Source organism: Noviherbaspirillum soli, assembly GCF_015352955.1.
Taxonomy (GTDB): domain Bacteria; phylum Pseudomonadota; class Gammaproteobacteria; order Burkholderiales; family Burkholderiaceae_D; genus Noviherbaspirillum_A; species Noviherbaspirillum_A soli.
Window position 1 is genome coordinate 1 of record NZ_JACYOX010000007.1, and the last position, 26,043, is coordinate 26,043.

Annotated in this window: 23 protein-coding genes, 1 rRNA gene and 5 pseudogenes; 18 read left to right on the top strand and 11 right to left on the bottom strand. The window is 62.0% G+C overall.

Annotated elements, in window-relative coordinates; translation table 11 throughout:
- The 8 genes and pseudogenes from rrf to IGW04_RS07900 all read left to right on the top strand — a co-directional run.
- Positions 1–107, top strand: a 5S ribosomal RNA gene (rrf, locus tag IGW04_RS07875); the annotation flags it as partial.
- A gap of 122 nt (positions 108–229) precedes the next feature.
- Positions 230–433, top strand: a pseudogene (locus IGW04_RS25635) (tripartite tricarboxylate transporter substrate-binding protein); the annotation flags it as partial.
- A 174-nt stretch (positions 434–607) separates the two neighbouring features.
- Positions 608–880 (top strand): annotated as a pseudogene (locus IGW04_RS25640) (transposase); the annotation flags it as partial.
- 356 nt (positions 881–1,236) lie between these two features.
- The gene (locus tag IGW04_RS26295; protein ID WP_456093972.1) at positions 1,237–1,548 is read left to right on the top strand and encodes a hypothetical protein; all 312 of its coding nucleotides are present in this window, start codon (positions 1,237–1,239) and stop codon (positions 1,546–1,548) included.
- Between the two features lie 15 nt (positions 1,549–1,563).
- Positions 1,564–2,715 (top strand): annotated as a pseudogene (ltrA, locus tag IGW04_RS07885) (group II intron reverse transcriptase/maturase); the annotation flags it as partial.
- A gap of 73 nt (positions 2,716–2,788) precedes the next feature.
- A pseudogene (locus IGW04_RS07890) lies at positions 2,789–3,811 on the top strand (IS5 family transposase); the annotation flags it as partial.
- A 268-nt stretch (positions 3,812–4,079) separates the two neighbouring features.
- Entirely contained in the window at positions 4,080–4,235 is a 156-nt protein-coding gene (locus IGW04_RS07895; protein WP_194712519.1) for a hypothetical protein, read from the top strand.
- A gap of 533 nt (positions 4,236–4,768) precedes the next feature.
- Positions 4,769–5,038: a hypothetical protein gene (locus tag IGW04_RS07900; protein WP_194712520.1), complete on the top strand. Its 270-nt coding sequence runs from the start codon at positions 4,769–4,771 to the stop codon at positions 5,036–5,038.
- An 89-nt stretch (positions 5,039–5,127) separates the two neighbouring features.
- Here the strand turns inward: IGW04_RS07900 and IGW04_RS07905 are convergent, their stop codons facing one another.
- Positions 5,128–5,889, bottom strand: coding sequence for an SRPBCC family protein (locus IGW04_RS07905; RefSeq protein WP_194712521.1), 762 nt, complete (start codon positions 5,887–5,889; stop codon positions 5,128–5,130).
- Between the two features lie 184 nt (positions 5,890–6,073).
- The gene (locus IGW04_RS07910; RefSeq protein WP_194712522.1) at positions 6,074–6,559 is read right to left on the bottom strand and encodes a hypothetical protein; all 486 of its coding nucleotides are present in this window, start codon (positions 6,557–6,559) and stop codon (positions 6,074–6,076) included.
- A 39-nt stretch (positions 6,560–6,598) separates the two neighbouring features.
- Here IGW04_RS07910 and IGW04_RS07915 point away from each other — a divergent pair, with 39 nt between their 5' ends.
- Positions 6,599–7,003: a hypothetical protein gene (locus IGW04_RS07915; RefSeq protein ID WP_194712523.1), complete on the top strand. Its 405-nt coding sequence runs from the start codon at positions 6,599–6,601 to the stop codon at positions 7,001–7,003.
- Positions 7,000–7,251 (top strand): hypothetical protein, encoded by a 252-nt coding sequence (locus IGW04_RS07920; protein WP_194712524.1) that lies wholly within the window; start codon positions 7,000–7,002, stop codon positions 7,249–7,251. The genes IGW04_RS07915 and IGW04_RS07920 overlap by 4 nt, the downstream gene beginning before the upstream one ends.
- Before the next feature lie 110 nt (positions 7,252–7,361).
- Here IGW04_RS07920 and IGW04_RS07925 read toward each other — a convergent pair whose 3' ends face one another.
- Both IGW04_RS07925 and IGW04_RS07930 read right to left on the bottom strand, forming a co-directional pair.
- Positions 7,362–9,533 carry a carboxy terminal-processing peptidase gene (locus IGW04_RS07925; RefSeq protein ID WP_194712525.1) on the bottom strand — a complete coding sequence of 724 codons (2,172 nt, stop codon included), beginning with the start codon at positions 9,531–9,533 and terminating at the stop codon, positions 7,362–7,364.
- A 251-nt stretch (positions 9,534–9,784) separates the two neighbouring features.
- On the bottom strand, positions 9,785–10,063 hold the full coding sequence (locus tag IGW04_RS07930) for an H-NS histone family protein (protein WP_194712526.1): 279 nt from the start codon (positions 10,061–10,063) through the stop codon (positions 9,785–9,787).
- Between the two features lie 415 nt (positions 10,064–10,478).
- On the opposite strand from IGW04_RS07930, the gene IGW04_RS07935 reads away from it, so the two are divergent.
- On the top strand, positions 10,479–12,050 hold the full coding sequence (locus IGW04_RS07935) for an NAD-dependent succinate-semialdehyde dehydrogenase (RefSeq protein WP_323744832.1): 1,572 nt from the start codon (positions 10,479–10,481) through the stop codon (positions 12,048–12,050).
- 81 nt (positions 12,051–12,131) lie between these two features.
- The gene (locus IGW04_RS07940; RefSeq protein WP_194712527.1) at positions 12,132–12,392 is read left to right on the top strand and encodes a hypothetical protein; all 261 of its coding nucleotides are present in this window, start codon (positions 12,132–12,134) and stop codon (positions 12,390–12,392) included.
- Positions 12,393–12,440: 48 nt separating this feature from the next.
- Here the strand turns inward: IGW04_RS07940 and IGW04_RS07945 are convergent, their stop codons facing one another.
- Together IGW04_RS07945 and IGW04_RS07950 are read right to left on the bottom strand one after the other, a co-directional pair.
- The gene (locus IGW04_RS07945) at positions 12,441–12,650 is read right to left on the bottom strand and encodes a hypothetical protein (protein ID WP_194712528.1); all 210 of its coding nucleotides are present in this window, start codon (positions 12,648–12,650) and stop codon (positions 12,441–12,443) included.
- 73 nt (positions 12,651–12,723) lie between these two features.
- A complete protein-coding gene (locus tag IGW04_RS07950) occupies positions 12,724–14,418 on the bottom strand; it encodes an NYN domain-containing protein (protein ID WP_194712529.1) in 1,695 nt (564 codons plus the stop codon).
- A 462-nt stretch (positions 14,419–14,880) separates the two neighbouring features.
- Here IGW04_RS07950 and IGW04_RS07955 point away from each other — a divergent pair.
- Positions 14,881–15,754, top strand: a pseudogene (locus IGW04_RS07955) (IS3 family transposase); the annotation flags it as partial.
- 186 nt (positions 15,755–15,940) lie between these two features.
- Here IGW04_RS07955 and IGW04_RS07960 read toward each other — a convergent pair.
- From IGW04_RS07960 to IGW04_RS07970, 3 genes are all read right to left on the bottom strand, one after another.
- Positions 15,941–16,915 carry a Bug family tripartite tricarboxylate transporter substrate binding protein gene (locus IGW04_RS07960; protein WP_194712530.1) on the bottom strand — a complete coding sequence of 325 codons (975 nt, stop codon included), beginning with the start codon at positions 16,913–16,915 and terminating at the stop codon, positions 15,941–15,943.
- 92 nt (positions 16,916–17,007) lie between these two features.
- On the bottom strand, positions 17,008–17,334 hold the full coding sequence (locus tag IGW04_RS07965; RefSeq protein ID WP_194712531.1) for an AtuA-related protein: 327 nt from the start codon (positions 17,332–17,334) through the stop codon (positions 17,008–17,010).
- 1 nt (position 17,335) lies between these two features.
- Complete coding sequence (locus tag IGW04_RS07970; RefSeq protein ID WP_194712644.1) at positions 17,336–18,673, bottom strand: acyclic terpene utilization AtuA family protein; 1,338 nt, start codon at positions 18,671–18,673, stop codon at positions 17,336–17,338.
- Positions 18,674–18,799: 126 nt separating this feature from the next.
- Here IGW04_RS07970 and IGW04_RS07975 point away from each other — a divergent pair, with 126 nt between their 5' ends.
- Positions 18,800–19,723, top strand: a complete 924-nt coding sequence (locus IGW04_RS07975; RefSeq protein ID WP_194712532.1) for a LysR family transcriptional regulator — start codon at positions 18,800–18,802, stop codon at positions 19,721–19,723.
- A 147-nt stretch (positions 19,724–19,870) separates the two neighbouring features.
- On the top strand, positions 19,871–20,995 hold the full coding sequence (locus IGW04_RS07980) for a hypothetical protein (protein WP_194712533.1): 1,125 nt from the start codon (positions 19,871–19,873) through the stop codon (positions 20,993–20,995).
- On the opposite strand, the gene IGW04_RS07985 is transcribed toward IGW04_RS07980, so the two are convergent.
- Positions 20,992–21,867, bottom strand: coding sequence for a LysR family transcriptional regulator (locus tag IGW04_RS07985; protein ID WP_194712534.1), 876 nt, complete (start codon positions 21,865–21,867; stop codon positions 20,992–20,994). The genes IGW04_RS07980 and IGW04_RS07985 overlap by 4 nt on opposite strands.
- A gap of 151 nt (positions 21,868–22,018) precedes the next feature.
- Here IGW04_RS07985 and IGW04_RS07990 point away from each other — a divergent pair, with 151 nt between their 5' ends.
- Genes IGW04_RS07990 through IGW04_RS08000 form a run of 3 tightly spaced genes read left to right on the top strand, consistent with a single transcriptional unit; the run spans position 22,019 to position 24,231 of the window.
- Complete coding sequence (locus IGW04_RS07990; RefSeq protein WP_194712535.1) at positions 22,019–22,447, top strand: VOC family protein; 429 nt, start codon at positions 22,019–22,021, stop codon at positions 22,445–22,447.
- A 40-nt stretch (positions 22,448–22,487) separates the two neighbouring features.
- Positions 22,488–23,423 (top strand): dihydrodipicolinate synthase family protein, encoded by a 936-nt coding sequence (locus tag IGW04_RS07995; RefSeq protein WP_194712536.1) that lies wholly within the window; start codon positions 22,488–22,490, stop codon positions 23,421–23,423.
- Between the two features lie 16 nt (positions 23,424–23,439).
- Positions 23,440–24,231 (top strand): 2-keto-4-pentenoate hydratase, encoded by a 792-nt coding sequence (locus IGW04_RS08000; protein ID WP_194712537.1) that lies wholly within the window; start codon positions 23,440–23,442, stop codon positions 24,229–24,231.
- Here the strand turns inward: IGW04_RS08000 and IGW04_RS08005 are convergent.
- Complete coding sequence (locus IGW04_RS08005; protein WP_194712538.1) at positions 24,228–25,649, bottom strand: alanine/glycine:cation symporter family protein; 1,422 nt, start codon at positions 25,647–25,649, stop codon at positions 24,228–24,230. The two genes, IGW04_RS08000 and IGW04_RS08005, sit on opposite strands and share 4 nt — an antisense overlap.
- Positions 25,650–26,043: the final 394 nt, after the last annotated feature.

Below are 26,043 nucleotides of genomic sequence, written 5' to 3' on the forward strand. Positions count from 1 at the left end.
GACCATAGCGAGTTGGTACCACCCCTTCCCATCCCGAACAGGACCGTGAAACGACTTTGCGCCGATGATAGTGCTGCAACCAGTGTGAAAGTAGGTCATCGTCAGGCTGTTATTAGAAAACCCCCGGCGCCAGAAGGCGCCGGGGGTTTTTGCTTTGGGGCGTTGGAACGGCCAAATTCCCGGCGACGCTCTTGCCAGACGAAGAAATCCGTTGCCCTCATCCGGGACGTTGTGGATCGGGTGTTGGTATTACAAAGGCACCGCTGCGGCAACCCTGCATTTGATGAGCAATAATATACAGGCGGTCTGCGCGATTGCAACTGGTCTGGTGACTGGACACAAGAGCGGCTGCCTACGGGTGCTGGCCATTACAGGTTCCAGGCGCAATCCCGATCTGCCGGATGTCCCCACGCTTGTCGAGGCCGGGGTCAGGAACCTTTTGATGGGTACGAAAGCCGGTCCTACCATGCGAGACATTAGTCAGTCCGCGCTGAAAAATCGTTTTGGCCGAGTCTGCCCGCGGGGTGAGGCTCGAAATGAGGCCGTGGAATTTGCAAGGTTCGGCTGGTGTCATATTCATTTTCCTGCAAATTTTGATGAGGCCGAAATGGACCCGCGTCATCATTCCGGAAAGCCAGCACCGGCACAACGGCAAGAGTTTCCATTGCTGGAACACCTCAACCTGCAGCATCCGCTTATCGTGCTGGCCAAGCTGATTGACTGGAACGCCATCGCCCAGGTCGCCTATGAGGCCATGGGGCCCAAACATCGTCGCCCGCCCTTACGGCCGCGCTTGGTCGCCGGCCTGCTGTACTTGCAGCACACCTTCGATCTGTCAGATGAAGAAGTCGTCTGGGGCTGGGTGGAGAACCCATACTGGGTGCGCCGGGAGACCGGCAAGATGCAGGTGGTGAAAGTCCACTGCGATGAAGGTTTAGCGAACCACATCGGCCCCGAGCCGTGCGTGGTCGCCCGCGAGGGCGGCTGCGAAGCGTCGGTAGGGGTGCATGTAGGCCAGCCATGGAGCCACGAAATGGTTTATTTCCCGGATGCCGACGTACTCCAGTATGCGGAAGGCAATACGTGCGGGCGCGCTATCGTCAGTGCCCGACGGTCCGGCGTGGTCGAAGACCCTGGCATGCATGTAAGCGCCTTGCGCGGGAACCGGGAGATCTCTCGGCTGGCCTGTTGCCGTACCGGACAGGTCCGCATCGGGAAGGCGAGGAGCCGAAGCCGATGATGTACGGACGAGAGAAGTCAGACTCCGCCATAGTAGCGAAGAAGCTTGCGAACAAGGCCGGCTTGCTGGCTGCGGAGCAGGCGGAGCCAAGGGCGGGGACCGAGGGACACGCGGGACAGCAACGCACGCGCCGGGCGCAGAACCGGGGAAGCGTGTCCCAGAAGCTGGAACGCGTACGGCAAGCAGCAAAGTTGCGGAAGAAGGAACGGTTCACTGCGCTACTGCACCACGTCACTGTCGAATTCCTGGAAAAGGCCTTCTATGCGCTGCGGCGCAGGGCCGCCCCGGGTGTTGATGGACAGACGTGAACGGACTATGACGGCAATCTGGAAGCGCATCTTCAGGACCTGCATGGCCGGATACACAGCGGCGCATACCGGGCGCTGCCGGTCAGACGAAGGTTCATCCTGAAGTCTGACGGCAAGCAGCGCCCATTGGGCGTGACCGCGCTGGAGGATAAAATCGTCCAGCGTGCCGTCGTGGAAATCCTCAACGCGGTCTACGAGGCAGATTTCCTCGGGTTCTCGTACGGATTTCGACCCGGGCGCAGTCAGCATGATGCGCTCGATGCCCTGGCAACAGGGATCACGACCACGCCAGTGAACTGGATACTCGACGCCGATATCCAGGGCTTCTTTGACGCGGTTAACCAGGAATGGTTGGTGCATTTCATGGAGCACCGGATCGGCGATACACGCATCATCCGTCTTGTGCAGAAGTGGCTCAAGGCGGGCGTCCTGAACGACGGGGAACTGAGCGTTAATGAACTGGGTACGCCGCAAGGGGCAGTGGCTTCGCCACTGCTCGCGAATGTGTACCTGCACTACGTCTTCGATCTCTGGGCAGATCGTTGGCGTCGGCGGGAAGCCAAAGGCAAGGTCATCATCGTGCGGTATGCCGATGACATTGTCGTAGGCTATCAGTACGAAGCGGACGGTCGGCGGTTCTGGGACGCGATGCGTGAGCGGTTAGCGCAATTTGCACTCACACTCCACCCGGACAAGACCCGACTGCTGGAGTTTGGCCGCTATGCGGCTGAACGAAGACAGCAGCGTGGTCTTGGCAAACCGGAGACCTTTACCTTCCTGGGATTTACCCATGTCTGCAGTAAAGCACGACGCGGCACCTATATGCTGCGTCGTAAAAGCAGGGCAGACCGTATGCGGGCGAAACTCAGGGACATCAAGGAGCAACTGCGTAAGCGAATGCACGATTCCATCCCGGTTCAGGGGACGTGGCTCGCTCAGGTGGTGCGAGGGTACTTTGCCTACCATGCAGTGCCGATGAACATCCATGCATTACAGTCCTTTCGTCACAATGTCATAAAGCTCTGGCGCCGCACGCTGCAACGACGAAGTCAGAAAGACGGCATGACGTGGGAGCGCATGGAGCGAATCGGCAATGACTGGTTGCCGCCAGCGAAAATCCTTCATCCATGGCCGGAGCGTCGCTTTGCCGTCAAACACCCAAGGTAGGAGCCCGGTGCGTGAATTGCGCACGCCGGGATCCGTGCGGGGGGTGCCAGGTAACCGGCATTCCTACCGCGATCAGGTGTTCACCGGCGAGACGCATCTGCAGACCGCGCCACCCATCGACCCGTCTAGCCTGTCACGCTGGCGCCAGCGGCTGGGCGAAGTCGGTATGGAGGACCTGCTCGGGCAGAGCATCGAGGCGGCCAAGCGCGCCAGCGTGGTCAAGCCGGCCAGCATCAAACGCGTCATCGTCGATACGACTGTCATGGCCAAGGCAATTGCGCCGCCGACCGATTCCGCGCTGCTGGAGAAGAGTCGTGTCTTGCTCGTTAAAGCGGCCCGGCAGTACGGCCTGTCGCTGCGCCAGAATTACAATCGCCTGGCGCCGCGTCTGGTCCGTCAGGTCGCGCAGTACGCCCATGCCCGCCAGTTCAAGCGCATGCGCCGCGCCTTACGGGCGTTGCGCTCCCGCGTGGGGCGCGTGCAGCGTGACATCGAGCGGCAGCTGCAGCGTGTGTCACCTGAAGCTCGGGAATGGCTTGATGAACTGCTTGGCCGTACCCGCCGCATCCTGCAGCAACGGCCCAAGGACAAGAACAAGCTATATGCGTTGCATGCCCCAGAAGTCGAGTGCATCAGCAAGGGCAAGGCGCGCATGCGCTACGAGTTCGGCGTCAAGGTGTCGATCGTGACGACCTTGAAAGAGGGCCTGGTGGTTGGGGCACGCTCCATGCCGGGCAACCCATACGACGGCCACACCCTGCACGAAGCCCTGGAGCAGGCGGCCATCCTGTCGGACGTCGCACCGGAAATGGTGTTCGTCGACCGCTGCTACAAGGGTGTCGAGGTTGACCATGTAAAGATCTGGCGCTCCGGGCAGAGACGTGGTGTAACACGTGGGCTCAAAGCCATGATTCGGCGCCGTAGCGCCATCGAACCGACGATTGGGCATATGAAGAGCGATGGCAAACTGGGCCGTAACTGGCTCAAAGGTGCCCTTGGCGATGCCCTCAATGCCGTATTGTGCGGTGCCGGGCATAACATCCGACTCATCATCAATAAACTCAGGGCTTGCTCATCGCAAGTGCCCGCTTATTGAAAACTAGAATTCTTCAGGGCGGACTAATCAGGTTCAAAACTCCAACGCGCTGGTCATTGGCAAGAACACCTGTCTGGTGGATATGGCGCGACGATGCGACTGGTTGAAAAAAGGTTCCCCTTTCTCTTTCCGATGCAAGGGTTGCGCCTGCGAACAATATCGGATTTCTGACGGTCCAAGCAACGCGTGGCACGATCCGCGATCCGTTCCACAACAGTTTGTTCCTTGGGCTTGGCCGGGACGGTAACCTGTACGCCCTTGATTGCAGATGAACCCTACACCGATCAAACCGCTGGTTTTCGGCAAGGCCGGATGGCCTGAAAAGTCTGACAGGATCGCGCGCTTTGTGGTGACAATCATGACCTGTCTGGGTGCATTGGGTCTGGCTGCGCTCTTATTCTTTCCGCTTTATTTCCCAAAGTGATAACCCTAGCCAGCAGGAGCGAGCATGAGATTGCAGGCAGCGAGAGTGACCAGGAATCTTCATAAGGCACCGGACGAACCGTTTATTCCAGAAGGTATTCCGATACCCGGTCCACGCCCGAATCGTTCAGATCATCCACCTGTCAGGGAGCCGGATCGTCCGCCGCTGCCTCCAGCAAAAGAGCCTCCGGCGCCGGTGCGGCGCAATGACCTTCAGTGACTGAATGAAGGCAGTCGGCAGGGCTATTGTTGGTGCACCTTAGCGAACCTTTCTGCCAGCGCTCCAGCTCCTGCATTCCCCCGCAGCCGCGAGGTACGACCTCATCCATTCACGCGATGGATAGCCAGTATCCGCAATGAAAATGGTGTCTTTGCGGCTGGTGCCACTATATTCCCTGTAGAAGACGAAACGTGGATCAAACATGGCCCACACCGTTAAACAGAAAGGGCAGCCGCGATCGTGGCGCGATATATGCAAATGTCGTCGTCATGCCGTGTGCAGGTCACGCCGGAAACAGCACTTGCAGGTAGAAAATGAAAACGCCAAAAGTATTACCGTGGCTGGCCCATAAGGCCGGCCTGACAAATGAACATGTTGAATTGCTCTGGAACAGCGAGCTCCGCCAGGCAAGCCTCAGACAGCCACAGCTGGCTGCAAATCAGCGTATGGCGGTTGCAATGCAGGAACTGATGGCCAGACTGAGCCGTGAAAAAAAATTGTGCAACAACATGAAGTCTTCCCTACGTATTGCCGCAAATGACGCCAGCAGGTCAGTCGCCACGCCGGGACTCGTGCGAGCATAAATCTTCCGTAATGCATGAGGCGCCCGGGTCGCCCAGCGCGCCGCTACTTTGTCAACGCGGCGCTGTTTCACGCCGCTCCCGGTGCGTGATCAGTTGGATGGCGGTACGGCGCGTCTGATTGAATCGTCCAGTTTCTCCTTATCCTCCGCATCCGGCTCTCCGTTGCCCTGCAGCGCATTCCTCATTGCCTCATTCGTGCGCATGTCACCATATCCTTCCGTGCTTTGGTGCGGCAGCTTACCCGCATGGCGGACGGCATTGGATTGCTGGTCGAGATTCACCTCTGCCGCGACATTGAAGCGGCCACCGGCATTAGGCCCGCCGGTGTCTTTTGAGAACGCGTTTTCCGACAGATCGCCTGAGCCTGCTGCGCCAGGGGTCGGGTGGCGCTCGTTACCGGTAACCTGGCCGCCATACACCTCGCCGCGCCAGGCGCCAGTTTCCTGGCCTTGGGTTTCCATCAGCTTTTTCAGACGCTGCAAATCTTCCTGCACCTGCTTCGCCATCGCATGGTCGCCTTCGGTGCCGGCGTGCGCGGCATTGGCTTCCAAGGTGAAGGTCACGCGGGCGCCGTTCTCGCCCAGTGCCTGCACGTCAACCCGACCCGTATTGACCGGGCCGTCCAGGTTGCGCCATGCAATGGATTGGTCAGGCTGCTGCTCGATGATTTCCGAGTTCCAGTCGCGCGTCTGCTGACCGATCCGGGTAGTCCAGCGGACATGGGTGTTGTCGACCTGCTGCGCCGACTCCACTTCCTGCATGAAGCGGGGATAGTCTTCGAACTGCGTAAGTTGGTTATATGCAACATGCGCCGGCACGTTGATATCTACCGATTGCTGAATTCTTGCCATCTCAAATCTCCTTGTCCATGTTGGCGGCCGGGCGAGTTAGCCGCGCCCGGGCTGGCTGTGGCTATGAGAGACGACGTGCGGTGACTAGTTGCGTTTCAATGGCCCCGATATTGTTTCGAACAAGCTGCGTTGAACAAACGCATTCTTTTGCAGTTCCCGGCAGCGCTGAAAATACCAGGCGCCTTTAATAAAAGATCAGGTAGCCCAAGCCCTTGCGCCGGGCTTCCGCCAGCATCGGGCGCAGCCTGGCCGGGATTTCGGGCAGTGTGCAGTTCATGTCGAGCACGAATCCCGCAATGCGCCTGTCGCCGGAAGTGTGCCGCGTCAGGCCGCTGTTGTTACATACCCAGTCCCATTCCTTGCAGCCGTCCGCCTGGCCGCGCGGGCCGACCAGTTCCGAAAGCGGGAAGGAACCGGTCTTGTGGATTTCGGCCGCAGGAAAGAAGCCGCCGTTGATGGCGTCTTCCGCCAAGTCATGTTCCGGATCGATATCCAGCAAGTCCTCGACAATTTCCACCTGGTCTGGCTCAAGATCATAGACGACTCGCGACAACACTGGCTTGATGCTCCCGGAACGAAGAAATTGACGCAGCGCGTGCAATGTCGTGTCTTCGTCGAGGAAGGGATTGCCGTTGATCTCGATGCCGGCTTTCAACAGCAGGTCAAGCATGGCAGGCACTTGCTGCAGTAGCGGATGCACTGCGTGGAAATGCGCCAGGACCTGCTGGACTTCCGGCGCATGAAGGCCGTTTTCGAGTCTGGCTTGGGCGATGCAGGCCTGCATGAATTGAAGAACGAGATTGATTTGCGCCTGCAAGCCACCCGGGTCCTCGATTGCCGACTGCGTTGTCGCCGGCTGTATGCAACTCTGCAGCAGCAGATTTTCAAGAGAATTCGGAGACGCGCTCATGTCCTGCTTTTCACTTCCGGAACCGTTCTTCATTTTACTATTTCGACTTCAGGATTTTACTTTTCCACGAACGTCCTATCATGCGCCTCTTTGGCAGAACTAGCCATAATGACAGCAAAATTTTTTGGTCGGCCGATGCATATTTGCAGCGGCCGACAGATGCACGCGGCATCGCCGCCGGGCCTGATTGGACATCCAGAGTGAGCGGCCGCCGTTTCGAGCCGTTCGGCGACTATTCCAGCCAGACCTATCTGCTGGTACCCAAGGCCAGCGGCGTGGATGCCCTGCGCCATCATCCTGTGCTGCGCTATATCAAAGTGGCGGTGGGCTATCGTGCGCGGGGCTGTTCCGACGTCTGCGGGCGGCTGGTGGAGTTCGGCAGGCGCAGCCTTTACGCCGGCGTTTCCCTGAACCTGTCAGAACTGCTCGGGCAAACCGTTTTCCGCCAGTAACATGGTCCGGTACAGGCAGTTGCCCAGACGGTGCTGGAATATGTGCAGTTTCCGGCACCGCTGTGCTCGGGCGTATCGGCCTGGATGATTGATGGCAAACTGCTGCGTGATCAGCGCTTGCCCGCCTCGGTAATCCCTGGAGAATTACCGGAAGGCGTGCCACGCGCGGCCAGTTTCGGTTCCGCCTTGATCAGCGTGGCGGTGTCGCCGACGATGTGCGCGGCTTCATTGAGCCATACATCCTTGGCTTCCTTCTGCGCCTTTTCGTCCGCCAGTTCTTCGCTGAGGCTGCGTTCGCCGGCCTGCAGGCCGGCATCCTGCGGGACGATCTTTCTGGCAGCAGCCTGGCGGCCGGCCTTGCCGCCCTTGGATGCGGCTTCGGTATCCTTGCCTTCTTCGCGCTGCTTCAGCCGTGCCTCGCGCAACTCACGCTCGCGGCGGCGCTCCGCTTCGTTCAGGGATAGCTGACGCTTGCTGCGCTGTTCCTGCACTTCGCGCAGGTCTTCCAGCAGGTACTGGAAGTCCTTGTCCTTGGCGATCCGGTTGGCGTGGCGGCTTTCCAGCACCGGCAGGAGCCGGGACAGGTCGCCCAAAGGGGTGAAGCCGGCTGGCTTGATCTGGGTCCATGGCAACGCGTTGTCATAGCTGGACTCGCCGAATTGCTCAGTGTCGGAGACGGTCGGGAACTTGATGTCGGGCACGACGCCGCGCAGCTGGGTGGTGCCGCCATTGATGCGGAAGAACTGGGCGATCGTCATTTTCAGCTCGCCGAACTGCGGCTTTTCATTGCGCGCCATCTGGTCGAGATTGACCACGGTCTGCACCGTGCCTTTGCCGAAGCTGGGTTCGCCGATGACCACGCCACGTCCGTAGTCCTGGATCGCGGCGGCGAAAATCTCCGAGGCGGATGCCGAGCCGCGGTTGATCAGCACGCCCATGGTGCCGTTCCAGACCGCGCGCGGCGCCTTGGCGCTGTCGACCTTGATGTCGCCGCGCGAGTTGCGCTCCTGCAGTACCGGGCCAACACCGGTGAAGAGGCTGGTCAGCTCGATGGCTTCATCGAGCGAGCCGCCGCCGTTGTTGCGCAGGTCGATCAGCACGCTGTCTATCTTGTCCTTCTTCAGTTCGTCGAGCAGGCGAGCAACGTCGCGTGCGGCGCTCTTGAATTCCTTGTCGCCGCGTCGCCGGGCTTCGATGTCCTGGTAGAACATCGGCAAGGTGATGACGCCGACCTGGCGCGTGGCCGATCCCTCCCTGACCTGGATCACCGACTTCTTCGCGGCCTGGCGCTCCAGGCTGATCTTGTTGCGAACCAGGGCAATGCGGCGGGCCTTGGCGTCCGGACCGGCGTCCGCCGGCAGCACATCGAGCCGCACGGTGGTGTCCTTGGCGCCGCGGATCAGGCCGACCACGTCGTTGACCCTCCAGCCAACGATGTCCGTCATCGCGCCATCGGCGCCCTGGCCGACTGCGACGATGCGGTCGCCGACCTTGAGCTTGCTCGACAGCGCCGCCGGGCCGCCAGGAACAAGGTCGCGGATGGTGGTGTATTCCTCCCGCTCCTGCAGCACCGCGCCAATGCCGACCAGCGAGAGGCTCATGGCGATATCGAAGTCGGCCGATGCGGTCGGACTCATGTAGTCGGTATGCGGCTCGATCGAGGTGGCATAGGAATCCATGAAGACCTGGAACACGTCGTCGGCCTTGTATTTCTCCACGCGGGCGATATTGCTTGCGTAACGCTTGTCGAGTGTGGATCGGATGAACTTGTCATCCTTGCCGGCCAGCTTCAGGCGCAGCCAGTCGCTCTTGACCCGCTTGCGCCACAGGTCGCGCATTTCATCCTGGGTCGCAGGCCAGGGTTCCTTGTCGCGCTGGTACTGGTAGGTTTCGTTCTGGGAGAAATCGAAATCCTGCTTCAGCAGCTCACGGGCATAACCGAGCCGCTCGGTCACGCGTTGCTGATAGAGATTAAATATATCGAACGGTACCCGCAGGTCTTCCTGGAAGATCGCATCGTCCAGCCGGGAGCGCAACGAGGAAAATTGCGCCAGGTCGGTCTGCAGGAAGAACAGATGTTCCGGGTCCAGCATCTTCAGATAACGATCAAAGATCTTCTGGGACATCGCATCATCCAGCGGCACTGCCCGATAGTGATGGCGGGTGAGAATCTGCGCGGAGAGATTGGCCGCCTGCGCCTGTTGCTGTGCCGGCGCCAACGGCGCGGCTTGTGTTGCCACAGTGAGACCGGCCAGCAGTGTGATGAGCAGTTGCTTCTTCATGCGTTTCCCCAAAATGAATCCCTGAAGTATAACGACCTATGCGGCCGCTTACCTGACTCCGTCAGCAATTGCAATATTGAAATGATTTCGGGAAGAGCAAGGAGAGAGGACAAGCATGTTGTCTGCTTCGGGTTCGGCACCCGCCTGCCATTCGAGGTGGGAGGCATTTGCCGACACAAATACTTCCTGGCTGAATCGCAGGAGTGAATTTGTGCCGGCGGACCGCGACGTCAGCCGGGTCCTGGATTGCATCAGACGCGGAATTGTTCCTTGTCTTTGCCCGAAAGCCAGTTCGGCATTCTTCCGCGGCCGCTCCAGGTATCGCCGGTTTCGCTATTACGAAATTGCACCACGCTGGATTTCTTCGAACCGCCCTTTTTTGAAGACTGGAGATCAGCCACCGTAATACCGTATTCCGACATCATTTCCTTGATGCGCTGAACCGCTGCACCCAATTCGCTTTCGCGCTGCGCAGCGGCCTGTTTTTGCAGGTCTTCGATCTTCGCTTGTATTTCTTTGTAAGTAGCCATATTGATCCCTGTAATTGGTTGAGCAGTGCCGTATATTGATGGCGACCGAATCCTATATTAATTAAGCGAATATTTCAACTGTGAAAACATCGGGTTTGATATTAATCACCTTCTAACATCTGCTGAATCCGGAGCGAAAAGGTTTTTATGTTCCAAACACTAACCCTTTAAAAAGTTGCTAATAAATCATTTGTTACCGAATTATTTTCAGTAACGCTTTTAAAGGCATTGGTCCTGAAAGCTTCCATGCTTCCAATGGAAGATGCCCCATGCTGGTGCGCTTGCGGCATCAGTAATCTGTTTGGGTCCCGCGCAAATTCCGGTGGTGGTGCCATTTTCATTTTTCGATAACAGTCTTGGAGCCAGATATTTAAAACCGAGAAAATTGTTATAGAAAAGTGATCAATTTTTTTGGGTGAACGTCTTTATCCCGCAATGGTCGTATTCAAGGGGCTTGGCGAAGAGGATGCTGAGGGGAGAATATGACTGCCCGATTCCGGAAATTCCATTTTCAACTCGCCGCGCTAACTCACCATTCGCCACAATTATTGACCAAGCAAAGGGATGCAAAATGGAAAGCATTAACCCGCATACCGGGCTGAAAATCAAATCCTTCGAAACGCAGAGCGACGAGGTGATTGACCAGTGCTTGCAGGGGGCTGCCGACACATTTCAGAAATGGCATAAAAGTTCTTTTACTGACCGGGCCAAATTGCTGCGTGGTGCTGCTGCACTTTTACGCGATCGGAAAAATACACTGGCTCTTTTGATGGCGCAGGAAATGGGCAAGGTTTTACGCGACGGCGTTGCCGAAGTGCAGAAATGTGCCGATTGTTGTGATTTTTATGCCGAAAATGCGTACCGGTTCCTGCAGAAGCAAGTCATCGAAAGCGATGCGGAGGAAAGTTACGTTGCCTATGATCCGCTGGGCGTGGTGCTGGCGGTGATGCCCTGGAATTTCCCGTTCTGGCAGGTATTCCGGTTTGCCGCGCCGGCTTTAATGGCCGGCAATGTCGGTGTGCTCAAGCATGCGTCCAATGTGTCAGGCTGCGCACTGGCCATTCAGGATATTTTCCGGGACGCCGGTTTTCCCGAGCATGCCTTTACCGTGCTGCTCGTCGAAAGCAAGCGGGTGGAGCGGCTGATACGGCATCCGCTCATCAGCGCGGTAACCCTGACGGGGAGTACGCCAGCCGGCAGGTCGGTGGCCGGCATTGCCGGGTCTGAACTGAAGAAAACCGTACTGGAACTGGGCGGCAGCGACGCCTATCTGGTGCTGGAAGATGCCGATCTCGACCTGGCGGTGGAAATCTGCGTGAAAAGTCGTCTGATCAATGCCGGGCAAAGTTGCATTGCCGCGAAGCGCTTCATTGTCGTCAAGCCGCTGTTCAAACAGTTCGAGCAGCGCTATCTGGAAAAATTCCAGGGGATCCGCTTCGGCGATCCGATGGACGAGGCAACCGACATCGGGCCGATGGCGCGTGCCGACCTGCGCGACCAGGTGCATGAGCAGGTGATGCAGAGCGTGCAGCAGGGCGCCCGGCTGCTGACCGGCGGCGTGGTGCCGGACGGGCCCGGCGCCTACTATCCGCCCACCGTGCTGTCCGGCGTGCGGCCGGGCATTACTGCCTTCGATGACGAGATCTTCGGCCCGGTGGCGGCATTGATCGAAGCGGACGACGAGCAGCATGCGGTGACTCTGGCAAACCAGTCTGTTTTTGGCCTCGGCGCAGCGGTCTTCACTGCCGACAAGCCGCGTGCCGACCGAATTGCGCGTGAACTGCAGGCAGGCAGCGTGTTCGTGAATGCACTGGTCAAATCCGACCCCCGCCTGCCGTTTGGCGGCGTCAAGCAGTCAGGCTATGGGCGCGAGCTGTCCTGGTTCGGCATCCAGGAATTCGTCAATATCAAGACGGTCTACCATGCCGGCGCCGCGCCAAGGCAGGCGCCGGACCGGGGCGCCGGCGGTGCCGGCGCACAGGACTGATCTTCCCGCAACGTGCAGAGCCAAGCCCGGCATGCAGCAGGCCGGGCGCCTGCTGATCCATGACCATTTCAAGGAGATTTTATGCAAGCACTTTCCGGCACGGGTGCGCGGCTGCTCGCCATTACCGCAATGGCTTTGTCGATCACCGCCTGCAACAAGGGCGATGCCAACTCCAGCGCTTCGGGCGGGCCGGGCAACAGCACCGGCACGGCTACGGGTTCGACGTCCGGCGGTTCGACATCGGCTACGGTCGGCGCGGACAATGGCAGCGGCAAGCTGGGCGGCACGACCAGCGCTGGTTCGGGAGGTACTTCGGGTTCCGGCTCCGGCACGGCGCGCTGAACGGCGGCATGACTGCGCGCGACGGCAGGACGCATACGGTGCGGGCTCCTACTCGTCTTCCCACTCATTGACGCGCTGCAGTCCGCGCAGGATGGCGGCCTGTTCAGCCGCCGATACGGCGCAGGCCGACAGCATGAAGGCAGCTTTCTGTATCAGCCGGCTGTCCTTTTCAATGATGAACGAGGCTTGCCAGCGGCCCTGGGCGGGACGGGCGCTGCCTGACACGGTATAGCCCTTGAACGACACGGTCTGTGGCATGGCAACCCCGCTGAAAGAACGCTTCGACCGGTTCGATGTTGCATTGTTCCCGGTCGCCGCGCCGCCGCCCGATTTATTCCGCCGCTGCGTCCGCTTTCGGCTTGCGGGCCCGGGTGGAACGGCTGCTGCGCTTCTTTGCCGGCGCCGGCTGCGGCGCGTCGGGCTCTTCCTGCACCTGCGGCGTGTCCAGACGCGGCGTGGCATCGCTGGCCGTTGCCGGCCTGGCTTCGGCGCCTGACCTGGTCCGGCGCCCGCCGCGGCGCGTGCCGTCGCCGCGGTCGCTCTCGGCGACCTCCGCGGGCGGCAAGGCGCTGCCTGCCGTTGCCGGCGCAGCGTCCGTGGCGACAGGCTGGACTTCGGCCGCTTTCCGGGCGCGGGCCGGCATCCGGCTGTTGCGCATGGCGCGGCGCTGCGCATTGCTGACCGGCAGATCTATGCCTGGGCTTGACACAGTTTCCGTCATGGCCAGGGATGCGGACGAATCAATGGCATCGGCAGCCAGTGCTGGCTGTGGCAGGGCTTCGGGTTCGGCGGCTGGCGCTGGAATGGCGTTTGCGGCTTCAGCCTGGTTTGCGCCTTGCCGGCCGCGCGCGGACTTGCGGGCGCCGCGCCGACGGCCCTGTTCCTGGCCTTCCTCGCCGGCGACCTGGTCCGGTCCGGCGGACGTGGACGGCGCCTCGGCTGTTTCCTCCAGCGCGTTCGGGGACGCAGCCGGAGACTGCTCTTCCGGCACCTGTGCCGCTTCAGGTTCCAGCTGCGCACCAGGCTCGTACCAGGCCACCACCGGCGCCGGCGCTGCGGCTTCCGCCGACTCCTCGCGCTGGGAGCGATGGCGCTGATCGCGTTCATTGCGGCGGCCACGGCCTGCGGCTTCCGGCTTCTCGGCGACTGGCGCCTCAACGGTCCCGAGCGGGATCAGGTTCGCGGCCTCGGCCAGCGCCCGGCTGCTGCGGTACACATAGGAACCCGACTTGTCATCGCGGCCGATCTCCAGCATGCCGCGCGACTGCAGTTCTTCCAGCAGATTGCCGAAGGTGCGAAAGCCGAAGTACACCTCATTGAAGTCGGGCTTTCTGCGCTTGATCGCCTGTTTCAGCGCGGATGCCCAGATCTTGCCATTGTCGCCGCGCTCGGCCATCAGCGCCTCGAAGGTCTCCGAGGCCAGGTCGACCGCGCGGTTCTTGCGCACTTCCAGGCTTTCCTTGGGCTTGTGCTCGTCCTCCACCGGGGCCGGGCGACGGCCGGCGGCCGGCGACTGGCGGGTTTCGCGGCTGGCGGCGGCACGCCGGCTTTCACGGACCAGGTCGTCGATGAAGATGAACTCGTCGCAGTTGGCCACCAGCAGGTCGGAGGTGGAATCCTTGACGCCGACGCCGATCACGTACTTGGCGTTTTCCCGCAGCTTGGACACCAGCGGCGAAAAGTCGGAGTCGCCGCTGATGATGACGAAGGTGTTCACATGCGACTTGGTGTAGCAGAGGTCGAGTGCATCGACGACCAAGCGGATGTCGGCCGAGTTCTTGCCGGACATGCGCACATGCGGTATCTCGATCAGCTCGAAGGATGCCTCATGCATCTGCGGCTTGAATTCCTTGTAGCGGTCCCAGTCGCAATAGGCCTTCTTGACCACGATGCTGCCCTTGAGCAGCAGCCGTTCCAGCACCGGCCGAATGTTGAATTTGTCGTACTTGGCATCGCGCACGCCGAGCGCGACGTTTTCGAAGTCGCAGTACAGGGCCATGCTGATGTTGTCATTGGGTGCAGCCATAAATCGTTATCTCCGATGAGGATGCTGCGCGGGGCAGCGTGCCGGACAGGCGCCATGCGGTGTTTGCCGCTTGCTGGCCCTGGCTGGTGAATTCTGGACAGGTGGCGAACCATGGGGTGGCGCTGGCTTGCCGGCCGGCGCCTGGTTGAAGCGAACCCGCTCAAGGCATGCCGGATGGTACGCCCGCGCCATTATAGAGATCAATCTGTTTCGCACCAGTCATGTGCCGGTGCAATAGGAAAAGGAACAAGCGGTGTGCAACCTCGCTGCCTAGCCCGGATATTTCATGAAAGAAGGTAAGCGGTCTCGTGCCGAAGCGCGTTGTCAGAGGTATCTCACGCCAAAAACAACCGAGGACTGCTGACGTCAAATTGTACCAACGAGGTTGTCCACGTCGGCAAGGTTGGCCGCCGGTGAGGTAGGCTGAATCTTGCGGACACTACCGTTTGATGAACTGCATCAATGGAAGAACGCCTGACGAGAACAGATGCGGGGACCTATACGCCCGAGTTTCGGGCCGAAGCGGACAAGGTCGTACCGGAGCAGGGACTATCCCCGGAAGCAGCGGCGCAACGGCTGTCGGTGCCCAAGGGAGCGCTGGCAAACTGGGTCAGGGCTGGCATGCGTGGGACAACGACAACGGCATCTCCTCCCGGGAGCCGCTGCCCGGTAGCGCATTGGAGACGATGCGGCTCGACTACCCGGTTGCACTGCTATGCCGCGTGTTTGAAGTCTCGCCCAGCGGATTTTATGCCTGGCTCGCCCGCAAGCCGTCGCGACGCCGGCAAACCGACGAACGGCTGAAGATCGCCATTAAGGCAGTCCACCGGCAGATCCGTGAAACCCATGGCGCGTGCCGGATGCAGCCGGAACTCGCCGCCCACGGAGTCCTCGCGGGACCGGACCGGATCGGGGGCTGCGGCGGGAATTGGGCTTGCGCTGCAAGCAAAAGCGCAAGTTCAAAGCCACGACCAATTCCCAGCATGAGTTGGCGGTGGCGCCTAATCTGCTGGAGCAGCAATTCAAACCGACGGCTCCAAGCCAGCGATGGCTGGTCTACATCACTTATGTACCTTCCGGAGAAGGCTGGCTTTACTCTGACTATCGCGAGCTGCCGGACCGGCTTGGCATGCAGGCGTCAATGTCCCGTAAGGGAAATTGCTTCGATAACGCTCCGATGGAAAGCATCTGGGACAGCCTCAAAAATGATTTGACACACCATCAACGCTACGAAACGCGTGCCCATGCCAAGGCTGTGATTCAGGAATATATCGGGATCTTTTATAACCGCCAGCGGCGCTGTTCACACCTTGGTTGCCTGTCGCCCGCAGTGTTTGCTGATACCTTCAGACATGACATCTGCAGGACGCCTGACACGAGGGTGTCCATCATTGACAGTACACCTCAATCCATCTGCTCTTTGATGCAGGGGACTGTGCACGATGAACGTTCGCTACCGCGTGACGCTAAACGTAAAAAGAGCGCATGGCATTGCCAAAACCAGCACTGTTTCCAGACCGGCTCATTCCTTCTCGATGCCGGCCTTGCGTATGATTTCTCCCCATTTCTGCGATTCCGCGGCCTGGAATTTCGCGAGTTCATCCGGCGAAGTGACAAATACCTCGGTGCCGCTCGTGGCATAGAAGGCGCTGCTGGCGGCAGGGCTTTTTGCCGCACGGGACAGCAATTCATTCAGCCTGGCCACGACCGGCTGGGGCGTCCGGGCGGGTGCGTAGGCAGCGAACCAGTAGCCAATGTCATAACCCTTTACTCCGGCTTCCTCGATGGTGGGCACCTCCGGTGCCAGGGGCGACCGGGTCTTGGCCGAATAACCCAGCGGCCGCAGCTTGCCGCTGCGGATATGCGGCATTCCGGTCGCGGTGTCGGTAATCATCATCTGGATCTGGCCGCCCAGCAGGTCGGTAATGGCGAAGGTGTTGCTCTTGTAAGGCACATGCAGCAATTCCACGCCCGCCAGCTGCTGGAACAGCTCCCCGGCGATCCGGCTGGACGAGCTGCCGCTGCCGAAGGTGATCTTGCCCGGCGCCTTCTTCGCCTGGGCTATGAACTCCTTTACGCTGGTCGCCGGAAAATCCATGCTGACCACCATCATCTGTCCGCCCTTGCCCAGCGCAGTGACCGGGGCGAAGTCCTTGACCGGGTCGTAGGGCAGTTTCCTGAACAGGTGCTCCGCCGCCGCATGGGTGGTGTTGGTTGTGATGAACACGGTGTAGCCGTCCGGCGCCGCGCGTGCCGCTTCGGTGGCGCCGATGAATCCGTTGGCGCCCGGCTTGTTGTCGACAATGACCTGCTGCCTGGTTTCCACGCTGATGGCCTGGCCGACCGCGCGCGCCAGCTGATCGGTCGCGGTACCGGCTGCGAAGGGCACCACGAAGCGGATCGGCTTTTCCGGGAACGTCCCCTGTGCATACGCGCCGGCGGCGGTAAGCAGGCAACTCGCGGACAGGATGAAGCGGTGCAGATGGGTGATGGTCATGTCTTGTCTCCTCTTTGGATAGGGATGTATCGGGATGGGGATAGCAGGCCTAACGGGCGCCCTTACGCCCTTAGTTCGCGGGGCCGGCCGGATCAAGGGGTGCCGCGGCGTTGCGCTTCCGGAATCTCCAGCGTCAGCAGCGCTGAACTCAGGGTCTTGCCATGGGCGTCCAGGGCCAGCGAGCGGGTCACGCCGCCAGCCAGCGCATCATGCAGTACAAAGTTCAGTGCGCCCAGGCCGGGCAGGGCGTAGCGCCGCACTTCTCCATGCACGATGGCGTGCAGATGCTGTCGCACCCGCTCGGCAGTGAGCCAGCGCTCCAGCAGCGGATAATCCGCCGGGTCATAGGCAATCACCGAGATATTGGAAATATTGCCCTTGTCCCCGGCCCGGGAATGGGCGATGTCGCGCAGCAGCATCTCAGCTTTCCTCCATATGGACGGTGGCAACCACGGCCTCGCGCGGCAACAGGGCAGACACTACCGCGACCACGTCGCGTGCCGATTTCGTCGCGCCGCCGCCCGCCGCCGGGCCGCAGGTGTACAGGGTTTCCACTTCATTGGCGATGCGCATTGCCTCCCGCATGCTGTCGGTGCGGCCGGCGACGCGGATGCGCACTTCATAGGGCTCGACCGGCATCTGGCCGGACTGGCCGCCATGCATCGCATTCACGCCGAGCAGCTCATAACGCATTTCGCTGGCCTGCACGCCGGTCAGCTCCAGCCGTTCCTCAACGATCGCCAACGCCAGTTCCGCACGTGCCAGCGCGCCCGGCCCGGCATAGGACATCTGTCCCTCGCCGATATAGCTGTCCACATAGCCGACCGATACTTTCAGCGTCGGCGGGCGGGGGCGGCCGGTCGCGCCGCTGATGCGCACCTGGTCGATGCCGATCTCTTCCATGCGCACATTGGAAAAGTCGGCAACCACGTCCGGCGTCAAATAGGCGGCCGGGTCGTGGATCTCGTACAGCATCTGTTCCTTGCAGGTGGCAGCGCTGACCCGCCCGCCGCTGCCTGCCACCTTGCTGATGACGACGTTCCCTTCCTCGTCGACTTCGCCGATCGGAAAGCCCAGGCGTGCCAGTCCGGGCACATCCTTGTAGCCGGGGTCGGCGAAATAGCCGCCGGTAATCTGCCCGGCGCATTCCAGCAGATGGCCGACCAGGGTGCCTTGTCCCAGCCGCTGCCAGTCGTCCATGGCCCAGCCGAACTCATGGATCAGCGGCGCCAGCACCAGGGCAGGGTCGGCGGCGCGCCCGGTGACGACGATGTCGGCGCCCTGCGACAGCGCTTCCACCAGCGGTTGCGCCCCCAGGTAGGCATTGGCCGACAGCAGCCGTTCTCCCAGCCGGTCCAGCGGCAGGCCGGCGTCATCGAGGTAACTGCCGCGGCGGAGGACTTCGGTGACGTCGTCGCCCTGCACGGCGGCGACCCGCAGGCCCGGCAACTGCAACGACCGGGCAATCTCGCGGATGCGGGCGGCGGCGGCCAGCGGATTGGCCGCGCCCATGTTGGTGACGATGCGTATGCCTTTGGCCGCGCACAGCGGCAGCACGGCCCGCATGCGCTCGTCAAGCAGCGGATCGTAGCCGGCATCGGGGTCAGCCAGCCTGGCGCGCTGCGCCAGCGCGATCGTGCGTTCGGCCAGGCATTCGAAGACCAGGTAGTCGATGTCGCCCTTTTCCGCCAGTTCGACGGCTGGCTCGATGCGGTCTCCCGAATAACCGGCGCCGCCGCCAATCCTGATGCGTTTCATATCGCCCCCAATCGCGCCAGCGACGCTGCCGGCAACTGCATTGAACATGGCGCAGATTGTGGCGCCTGTTTTTCATTGAGTAAAATGGAAAGATACGATCAATTCATCGTATTTCGAGATCAATTCATGAAGGCCAATATTTCCACCCGCCTGCTGCAGGCATTCGTCGCGCTGGACGAACTGAAGCATTTCACCCGCGCCGCCGAGCGCTGCCATACGTCCCAGTCCGCATTCAGCGTGATGATCAAGAAGCTCGAAGCCGCGGTCGGCGCCAGGCTGTTCGAACGCAGTACCCGCAAGGTGACGCTGACGCCGGAAGGCGAGCTGTTCGCCCAGGTGGCGCGCAACCTGATCGGGGAAATCGATGCCGCCTTCGACGACATGGCCGAGTACGTGGCGCGCCGTCGCGGACGGGTATCCATCGCCGCGCTGCCCTCGCTGGCCGCCAAGGGACTGCCCGCGGTCATTGCGCAGTACAGGGCGCTTTACCCGGGCGTCACGGTGACCCTGCAGGACACCTTGTCCGACCAGTGCCTGGCGCTGCTGCGGCAGGGCAGGGTGGATCTGGTGCTGACCGCGCCCGGCGCCAGCTTCGCCGAGTTCGAGACCAAGCTGCTGTGCAGCGATCCCTTCTATCTGGTCTGCCGGGCCGACCATGCGCTGGCAGGGAAGCGCAAAGTCCGGGTCGCCGATCTCGCCGGGCATTCCATCATCCATCTCGCCAAGTCGTCCAGCGTGCGCCAGCATGTCGACCTGCTGCTGCGCGGCGTCGATGCCGCGCATGCGGGCTTCGAGGTCGAGCATCTGGCCACCGTGGCCGGCCTGGTGGAACAGGGACTGGGCATCAGCCTGGTGCCGGAACTGACCCTGTTCCAGTTCCGGCAGATGGGGCTGGTGGCTGTCCCGCTGGAAGCCGGCGAACCGATGCGCCCGATTCTGATCGTGAAGCGGCGTGATCAGGCCTTGTCACTGGCTGCGCAGGCGATGCTGGCGCTGATCGAGAAACATATCCGGCCAGCCAGCTCACTGCGCCGTCATGAGCTGGTTTGAAGGAACGTTGAACAACGTTGAACAAGGCATCGGATGCGCTTTGCTAGTCAGCCAAGGAAATTTCCTGAGTGAACTTTCCGGAGCGCATGCAATCCAAGTTGATCTGCATATAACAAACAAGCCGTCGGCCAGGCCAGAATAACCACAATGCCGAATTCATCCCGCCAAGTCCTGTCCGCACCCCTCCGTCCGGTCGCCAATGCGCCTCTGCGCCTGCACATCGCTGGCCGCGCATGGCGCGCGGTCTCGCTGATGCTCCTGCCCGTGCTGTGCCACGCCGGCCAGGACAGGCTGGTCATGGGCGGCGCGGACCTGGCGGCCGAACTGCCGTCGCTGCCTGGCGAAGAACGTGCCGAGCAGGCCGATGCGCTCCATGTGGCGCCTGAAAGCATCGCCCTGCGCGAGGGCGCTGCCGATGGCATGGTCGGCATGCGCCTGGATAACTACCGGGATGATCTGCCTTCGCTCTCGCTGGAAAAGGGCTGGCTGGTATCGAACCGGCTGGCCATGGGCGGCGCCTATACCGTGCGCAACAAGGCATCCGAGCTGGTGCTCAATGCAGTGTATGCGACACGTCCCGATGCGCGCATCCTGCTGTCCATGTCGCAGCTGCGCGCCTCCGATGCCGCCTATGCGCAGAACGGCGACGCCAGGACCGTGCTCCAGACCAGCTATCTGTCGACCTTCCGCAAGCAGTGGGGCAAGAGCAGGATGCTGCCCGAAGCCGGCGTGACCGTCTTCGTTTCGCGCACGGCCGGCGCGGATCGCCGCAGCACGGCATCCGACGGGCTGGAAATGGGCACGCTGGCCGGCACCATGCTGAAACTGGCCGCACGCCCCATGCTTCGCACCCGGGTCGAGCTGAGCTACCAGACGGAGAGCACGGCCTATGACAATCCACTGGCAGCCTATGCCCGCGACAGGCAGGCGTCGGGCAGCCTGGATTACTTCCATACCTTCGCCGACTGCAGCCGGCTGCATGGCCGCTATACCGGCGGCCACGGCTTGAGCAAGACCGACCTGGCGTACGAGAAGGGCGCGTTCCGGCTGGGTTTCCTGCAGATCCGGGGCGCGGAGTACAGCGACAACCGGGTCCAGCTGCGCTACTCCCTGCCGCTGGGCCGCGCGCGCCATGCCAGCACCGTTTGCGATGGCGCGCCGGATGCGCCATCAGCCTTCCGCACGATGGTGGATGCCGCCACCACGCGCTCGCCCTATCTGCCCAGTTCGCCGGTCACCAGAACCGTGCCGGCCATGGAAGCGCCTGGCTAGCCCGATAGCTGGTCGGCACGTTCCCGCAGGCAGGTCACCAGCATGGCAATCGCCGGCCGCTGCAATGCCGGGCGCCTTACCAGCACGCCGACCTCGCGCAGCAGCGCAGGCCCCGGCAAGTCAAAGTGGCTGACGCTGCCGTCGCTTGTCGCCTGGATCAGGTCGCCAGGCACCACTGCCCAGCCCAGACCCTCACGCACCATCTGCAGGATGACCGCCGGCTCATCCAGCTCCATGCCTTCCGTGACCCATATCCGCTGCGCTCTCAGGAACTGGTCCACCAGCTGGCCGCCATGGGAATGCCGGTTGTAGCGGATGAAAGGCAGGCGCGCCGGCAGGCTCTTCAGGTCGCCCGGCATGCCGGGCGGCGCAATGCCGATGTAGCGCTCGCGCATTACCGTCAGCCATTTCAGGTCTGCCGGTATGCCCAGCCGGGGACGGATCATCACCGCCAGGTCGAGTTCCCGCGTGTCGACCTGCGACAGCAGCTGCACCGACATGCCGGGAACGATGTTGATATGCACGGCCGGATGATGCCTGCGAAACTGCTGCAGCGCCCTGGGCAGCAGCGTGGCCTGCACGGTCGATATGGCGCCGACCTCCAGCCGCGCCGGTTCGCCAGTGCCGCCCGGCTGTCCGCGCATGCCTTCGTAGAGTTCCAGCATGCGGGCCGCGTCGGCCAGGATGCGGCGGCCTTCCGGCCCCAGCTTCACCGACTTGCCGGTGCGTTCGAACAGCTGGCAGCCGAGGTCTTCCTCCAGCTTGCGCATCTGCAGGCTGACGGCGGACTGCGTCAGGCCCAGGCGCTCTCCGGCTGCCGAAAACGAGGCGGTTTCAGCGGCCACCAGGAACGTGCGCAGGTAACGCAGCATGTGAACATCCTCGGCATTTTTGAAAGCAAGCATGAGAATAACGCATGCTCAGCCTTGGCAAGACTCATTTCTGTTTCGCGCGCAGCCTTTATATAATCGTCTTCGTTTCGGAATGCCCTGCCAACCGCCTCGCCAACCATTAAGGATCATCATGCAAGCCACGCCTGTGCCACTGTTCCATCTCGCCTTCCCCGTACACGACCTCGCGGCGGCGCGCGGCTTCTACGGCGAACTGCTGGGCTGCCCGGAAGGCCGCAGCTCGGACGCCTGGGTCGACTTCGATTTCTATGGCCACCAGGTGGTCGCCCACCTGGCGCCTGAGGAAACCGGCGCCAGCGCGCGCAACGCGGTGGATGGCGACGACGTGCCGGTGCGCCATTTCGGCGCCATCCTGTCCATGGAACAATGGCAGTCGCTGGCCGACCGCCTCGAGGCCGCCGGCATACGCTTCATCATCGAGCCGCATATCCGCTTCAAGGGCCAGACCGGCGAGCAGGCCACCATGTTCTTCCTCGATCCGTCGGGCAATGCGCTGGAATTCAAGGCGTTCGGCGACATGAGCCAGGTATTCGCCAAATAAGCCTGTCCATCCCGACGACACAATGACTCAAGGAGCAGCCATGCCCGTGTTTGATGAATCCGCCAAAGGCGTCTATCTGATCACCGTCACGCCGTTCTCGGATAACGGCGCGCTCGACCTCGACAGCACCGACCGCATGGTCGACTTCTGCCTGGAGAGCGGCGTCGACGGCCTGACCATCCTCGGCATCATGGGCGAGGCCAGCAAGCTGACCGCCGAGGAATCGCGGACATTCGCCAGGCGGGTGCTGGACCGGGTCCGGGGCCGCGTGCCGGTCATCGTCGGCGCTTCCGCGCCCGGGTTTGCGCCCATGGGCGAGCTGGCCAAGAGCGTGATGGACATGGGCGCGGCCGGCGTCATGGTGGCGCCGGCATCGACCCTGCGCACCGACGACCAGATCATTGCCTATTTCGACATGGTGACCGAAACCCTGGGCGCCCAGGTGCCTTGGGTATTGCAGGACCATCCGGTATCGACCGGGGTGCAGATGGCCACGCCGGTGGTGCTGCGCATCATGAAGAATTCGCCGAGCTGCGTGATGCTCAAGCACGAGGACAGTCCGGGCCTGGCCAAGCTGAGCGCGATTCGCGCCGCCAGCGACCGCGGCGAGGTGCGCCGCCTGTCCATCCTGGCCGGCAATGGCGGCGGCCTGTTCCTGCCGGAAGAGCTGAGCCGCGGCGCGGATGGCGCCATGACCGGCTTCGCTTACCCGGAAATGATGGTGGACGTCTGCCGCGCCCATGCCGCCGGCAATGTCGAGCGGGCGCATGACCTCTTTGACGCCTACCTGCCGCTGGCGCGCTATGAACAGCAGACCGGCGTCGGGCTGGCGGTGCGCAAGCACATCCTGGCGCAGCGCGGCGTGATTGCCTCGTCGGCGGTGCGCAAGCCCGGCCCGAAACTGTCTGCCCAGGACATCGCCGATATCGAACTGCTGACCCGCCGCCAGGAAAAGCGCCTGCGCGAGATCCAATAAGCCCTACAGGATGAACATGACACCAGAACAGATAGCCGCCGCCTTCCGCCAGGCCAGGCAGGCAAGCACCGCGCTAGACGCCTATCCGGCCGATGAACTGCCGGCCAGCCTGGAGAGCGCCTATGCAATCCAGGAAATCGCGATCGGGGCCTGGGATGACCGGGTCGCCGGATGGAAGGTGGCCGCGGTGCAGCCGGCCTTCCGCGAGAAATACCCGGCCGAGCGCCTTGCCGGCCCGGTGTTTTCGCGCACCGTCCGGCAAGGCGGGGACACCGCCGCGGAGGTGCCGGTGATCGAGAATGGTTATGCGGCGGTGGAGGCGGAATTCGCGGTTCGTATCGCCAGGACCGTGCCGCCACTGCCGGCTGACGCCGATCCGGCCAGCCTGCTGCCTTATGTGGAAGGGGTGTACGCCGCATTCGAGATCGCCGCCAGCCCCCTGGCGACCCTGAGCGCGCTCGGGCCAGGCGCGGTGATCAGCGACTTCGGCAACAACAGCGGACTGGTGCTCGGCCCGCGTTTGCCGATGACCGTGCTGACCGAGCCGTCATCCGCCACCGCAGTCACCGAGATCAATGGCGCCAGGGCAGGCGAGGGCGGTGCCGCCAGGGTGCCGGGCGGCCCGCTGGCCGCGGTGCTGTTCCTGGCCCGGCATCTGGCCGCGCGCGGGCGCAGCCTGAACGAAGGCGACTGGGTGTCGACCGGGGCCGCCACCGGCATTCATCCTGTCAGGCCGGGCGACGCGGCTCGCGCAGTGTTCAACGATACCCATGTCGTGTCGGCAGTAATCGTCAGGGCAGGCAGCTAGATTTTCGGTTCGGCAGGGCGCGACCAGATAGTCTTGTCGACCTTGCTCGCCAGTTCCGGAAAATGGGCGATGTCGAACACTGGCTTCACGCCCGCCTTGCGCTGCCGCCGGTAGTCGTGCGTCAGCTTGGCCACGGTGCCCGACAGCAGCACGATGGCAATCATGTTGACCGTGGCCATCAGGCCCATCGACGCATCGGCCGCATTGAACACAGTGGTCACGCTTTCCAGAGCACCCCACACGACCATGGCCAGCACACCAAGCCGCAACAGCGTAATGCCGGTGCGGCCGCCTGCACGCAGGAAGGTCATGGCATTTTCGGCATAGCTGTAATTCCCGATGATGGAAGTGAAGGCGAAGAAGAAGATCGCAATGGCGACGAAATCGTCGCCGGCGGCGCCGATGTGCATGCGCATTGCGGCCTGGGTCAGCGGCGTGCCAGTCAGGCCGGAACCGGGCGCCAGCGTGCCCGAGAGCAGGATCAGGAAGGCAGTGGCGCTGCAGATCAGCAGCGTGTCGATGAACACGCCCAGCGCCTGCACCAGTCCCTGGGAAGAGGGATGATGCGGGTCGGGCGTGGCAACCGCTGCGATGTTGGGCGCCGAGCCCATGCCGGCCTCGTTGGAGAACAGGCCGCGCTTGACGCCGTTGAGCATCGCGCCGGCGACGCCGCCAGCCGCGGCGTCCAGGCCAAAGGCGCTGCCAATGATCATGCCGAACACCCGGGGCACTTCGTTGATGTGGACGACAATCACGTACAGCGTCACCAGCAGATAGGCCAGGGCCATGAAAGGCACTACGACTTCCGACACCCGCGCCACCTGGCGGATGCCGCCAAAGATCACGAACCCGGTTGCCAGCGCCAGCCCGATGCCGACCCAGAGACGCGAAAAGCCGAAAGCGCCTTCCATGGATTCGGCAATCGAATTGGCCTGCACCGCGTTGAACACCAGGCCAAAGGCCAGGATGAGGCATACCGAAAAGAGCGCGCCGGCCCACGGCGCCTTCAGTCCATGGGCCATGTAGAAGGCCGGTCCGCCACGATAGTCGCCATCCTCGTTTCTGGTCTTGTAGAGCTGGGCCAGCGTCGACTCCGCGTAGGCGGTCGCCATGCCGAGCGTGGCCACCATCCACATCCAGAAGATCGCACCCGGCCCGCCGAGGTAGAGGGCAACCGCGACGCCGGCGATATTGCCCGTGCCAACCCGTGAAGCCAGGCTGGTGCAGAGCGCCTGGAATGGCGTGATGCCGGCGCTGTCCTTCCCCTTCCTGCCAATCACGTTGCGCAGCATCTCGGGAAACAGCGCGAATTGAACGAAGAAAAGGCGCACCGTGAAATACAGGCCTAACGCAAGCAGGCCGTAGATCAGCAGGTAGCTCCAGAAGATCTTGTTGACGACGTCGATGATGGTGTCCATTACGCTGCATTCCCCCGGTGAAGGTTCGGCGTTGCGAACCGGATAGATTCAGTAGCGCAAGGCATGAACTTGTTCGGGATCAGACCATGGCACCGTTGTCGCACTGCGTAGAGCGCTGCCGGGCATCATGCCAAATCGGGCACCAGGTAACCCGACATTGCGCAACTGTTCAGTATGGTTTTGGCGCAGCGGATGTGCGTTTGCGGGCGATGCCAATCGGAAGGGGCGGCCTTCACCAACCCGCATGCAGCAATCCGGCAAGCTGGCAGGAATGTGACTTCATGCGCGCCGATGGCGCGTCGAGCCGAGCCGAGACGGCATGCTTGCGGCTTCTTGCGTCTGCCGTAACAGGCTCATCGCGCGACCACGGCCGGGCTTCGTTGGCCGTCGCCAT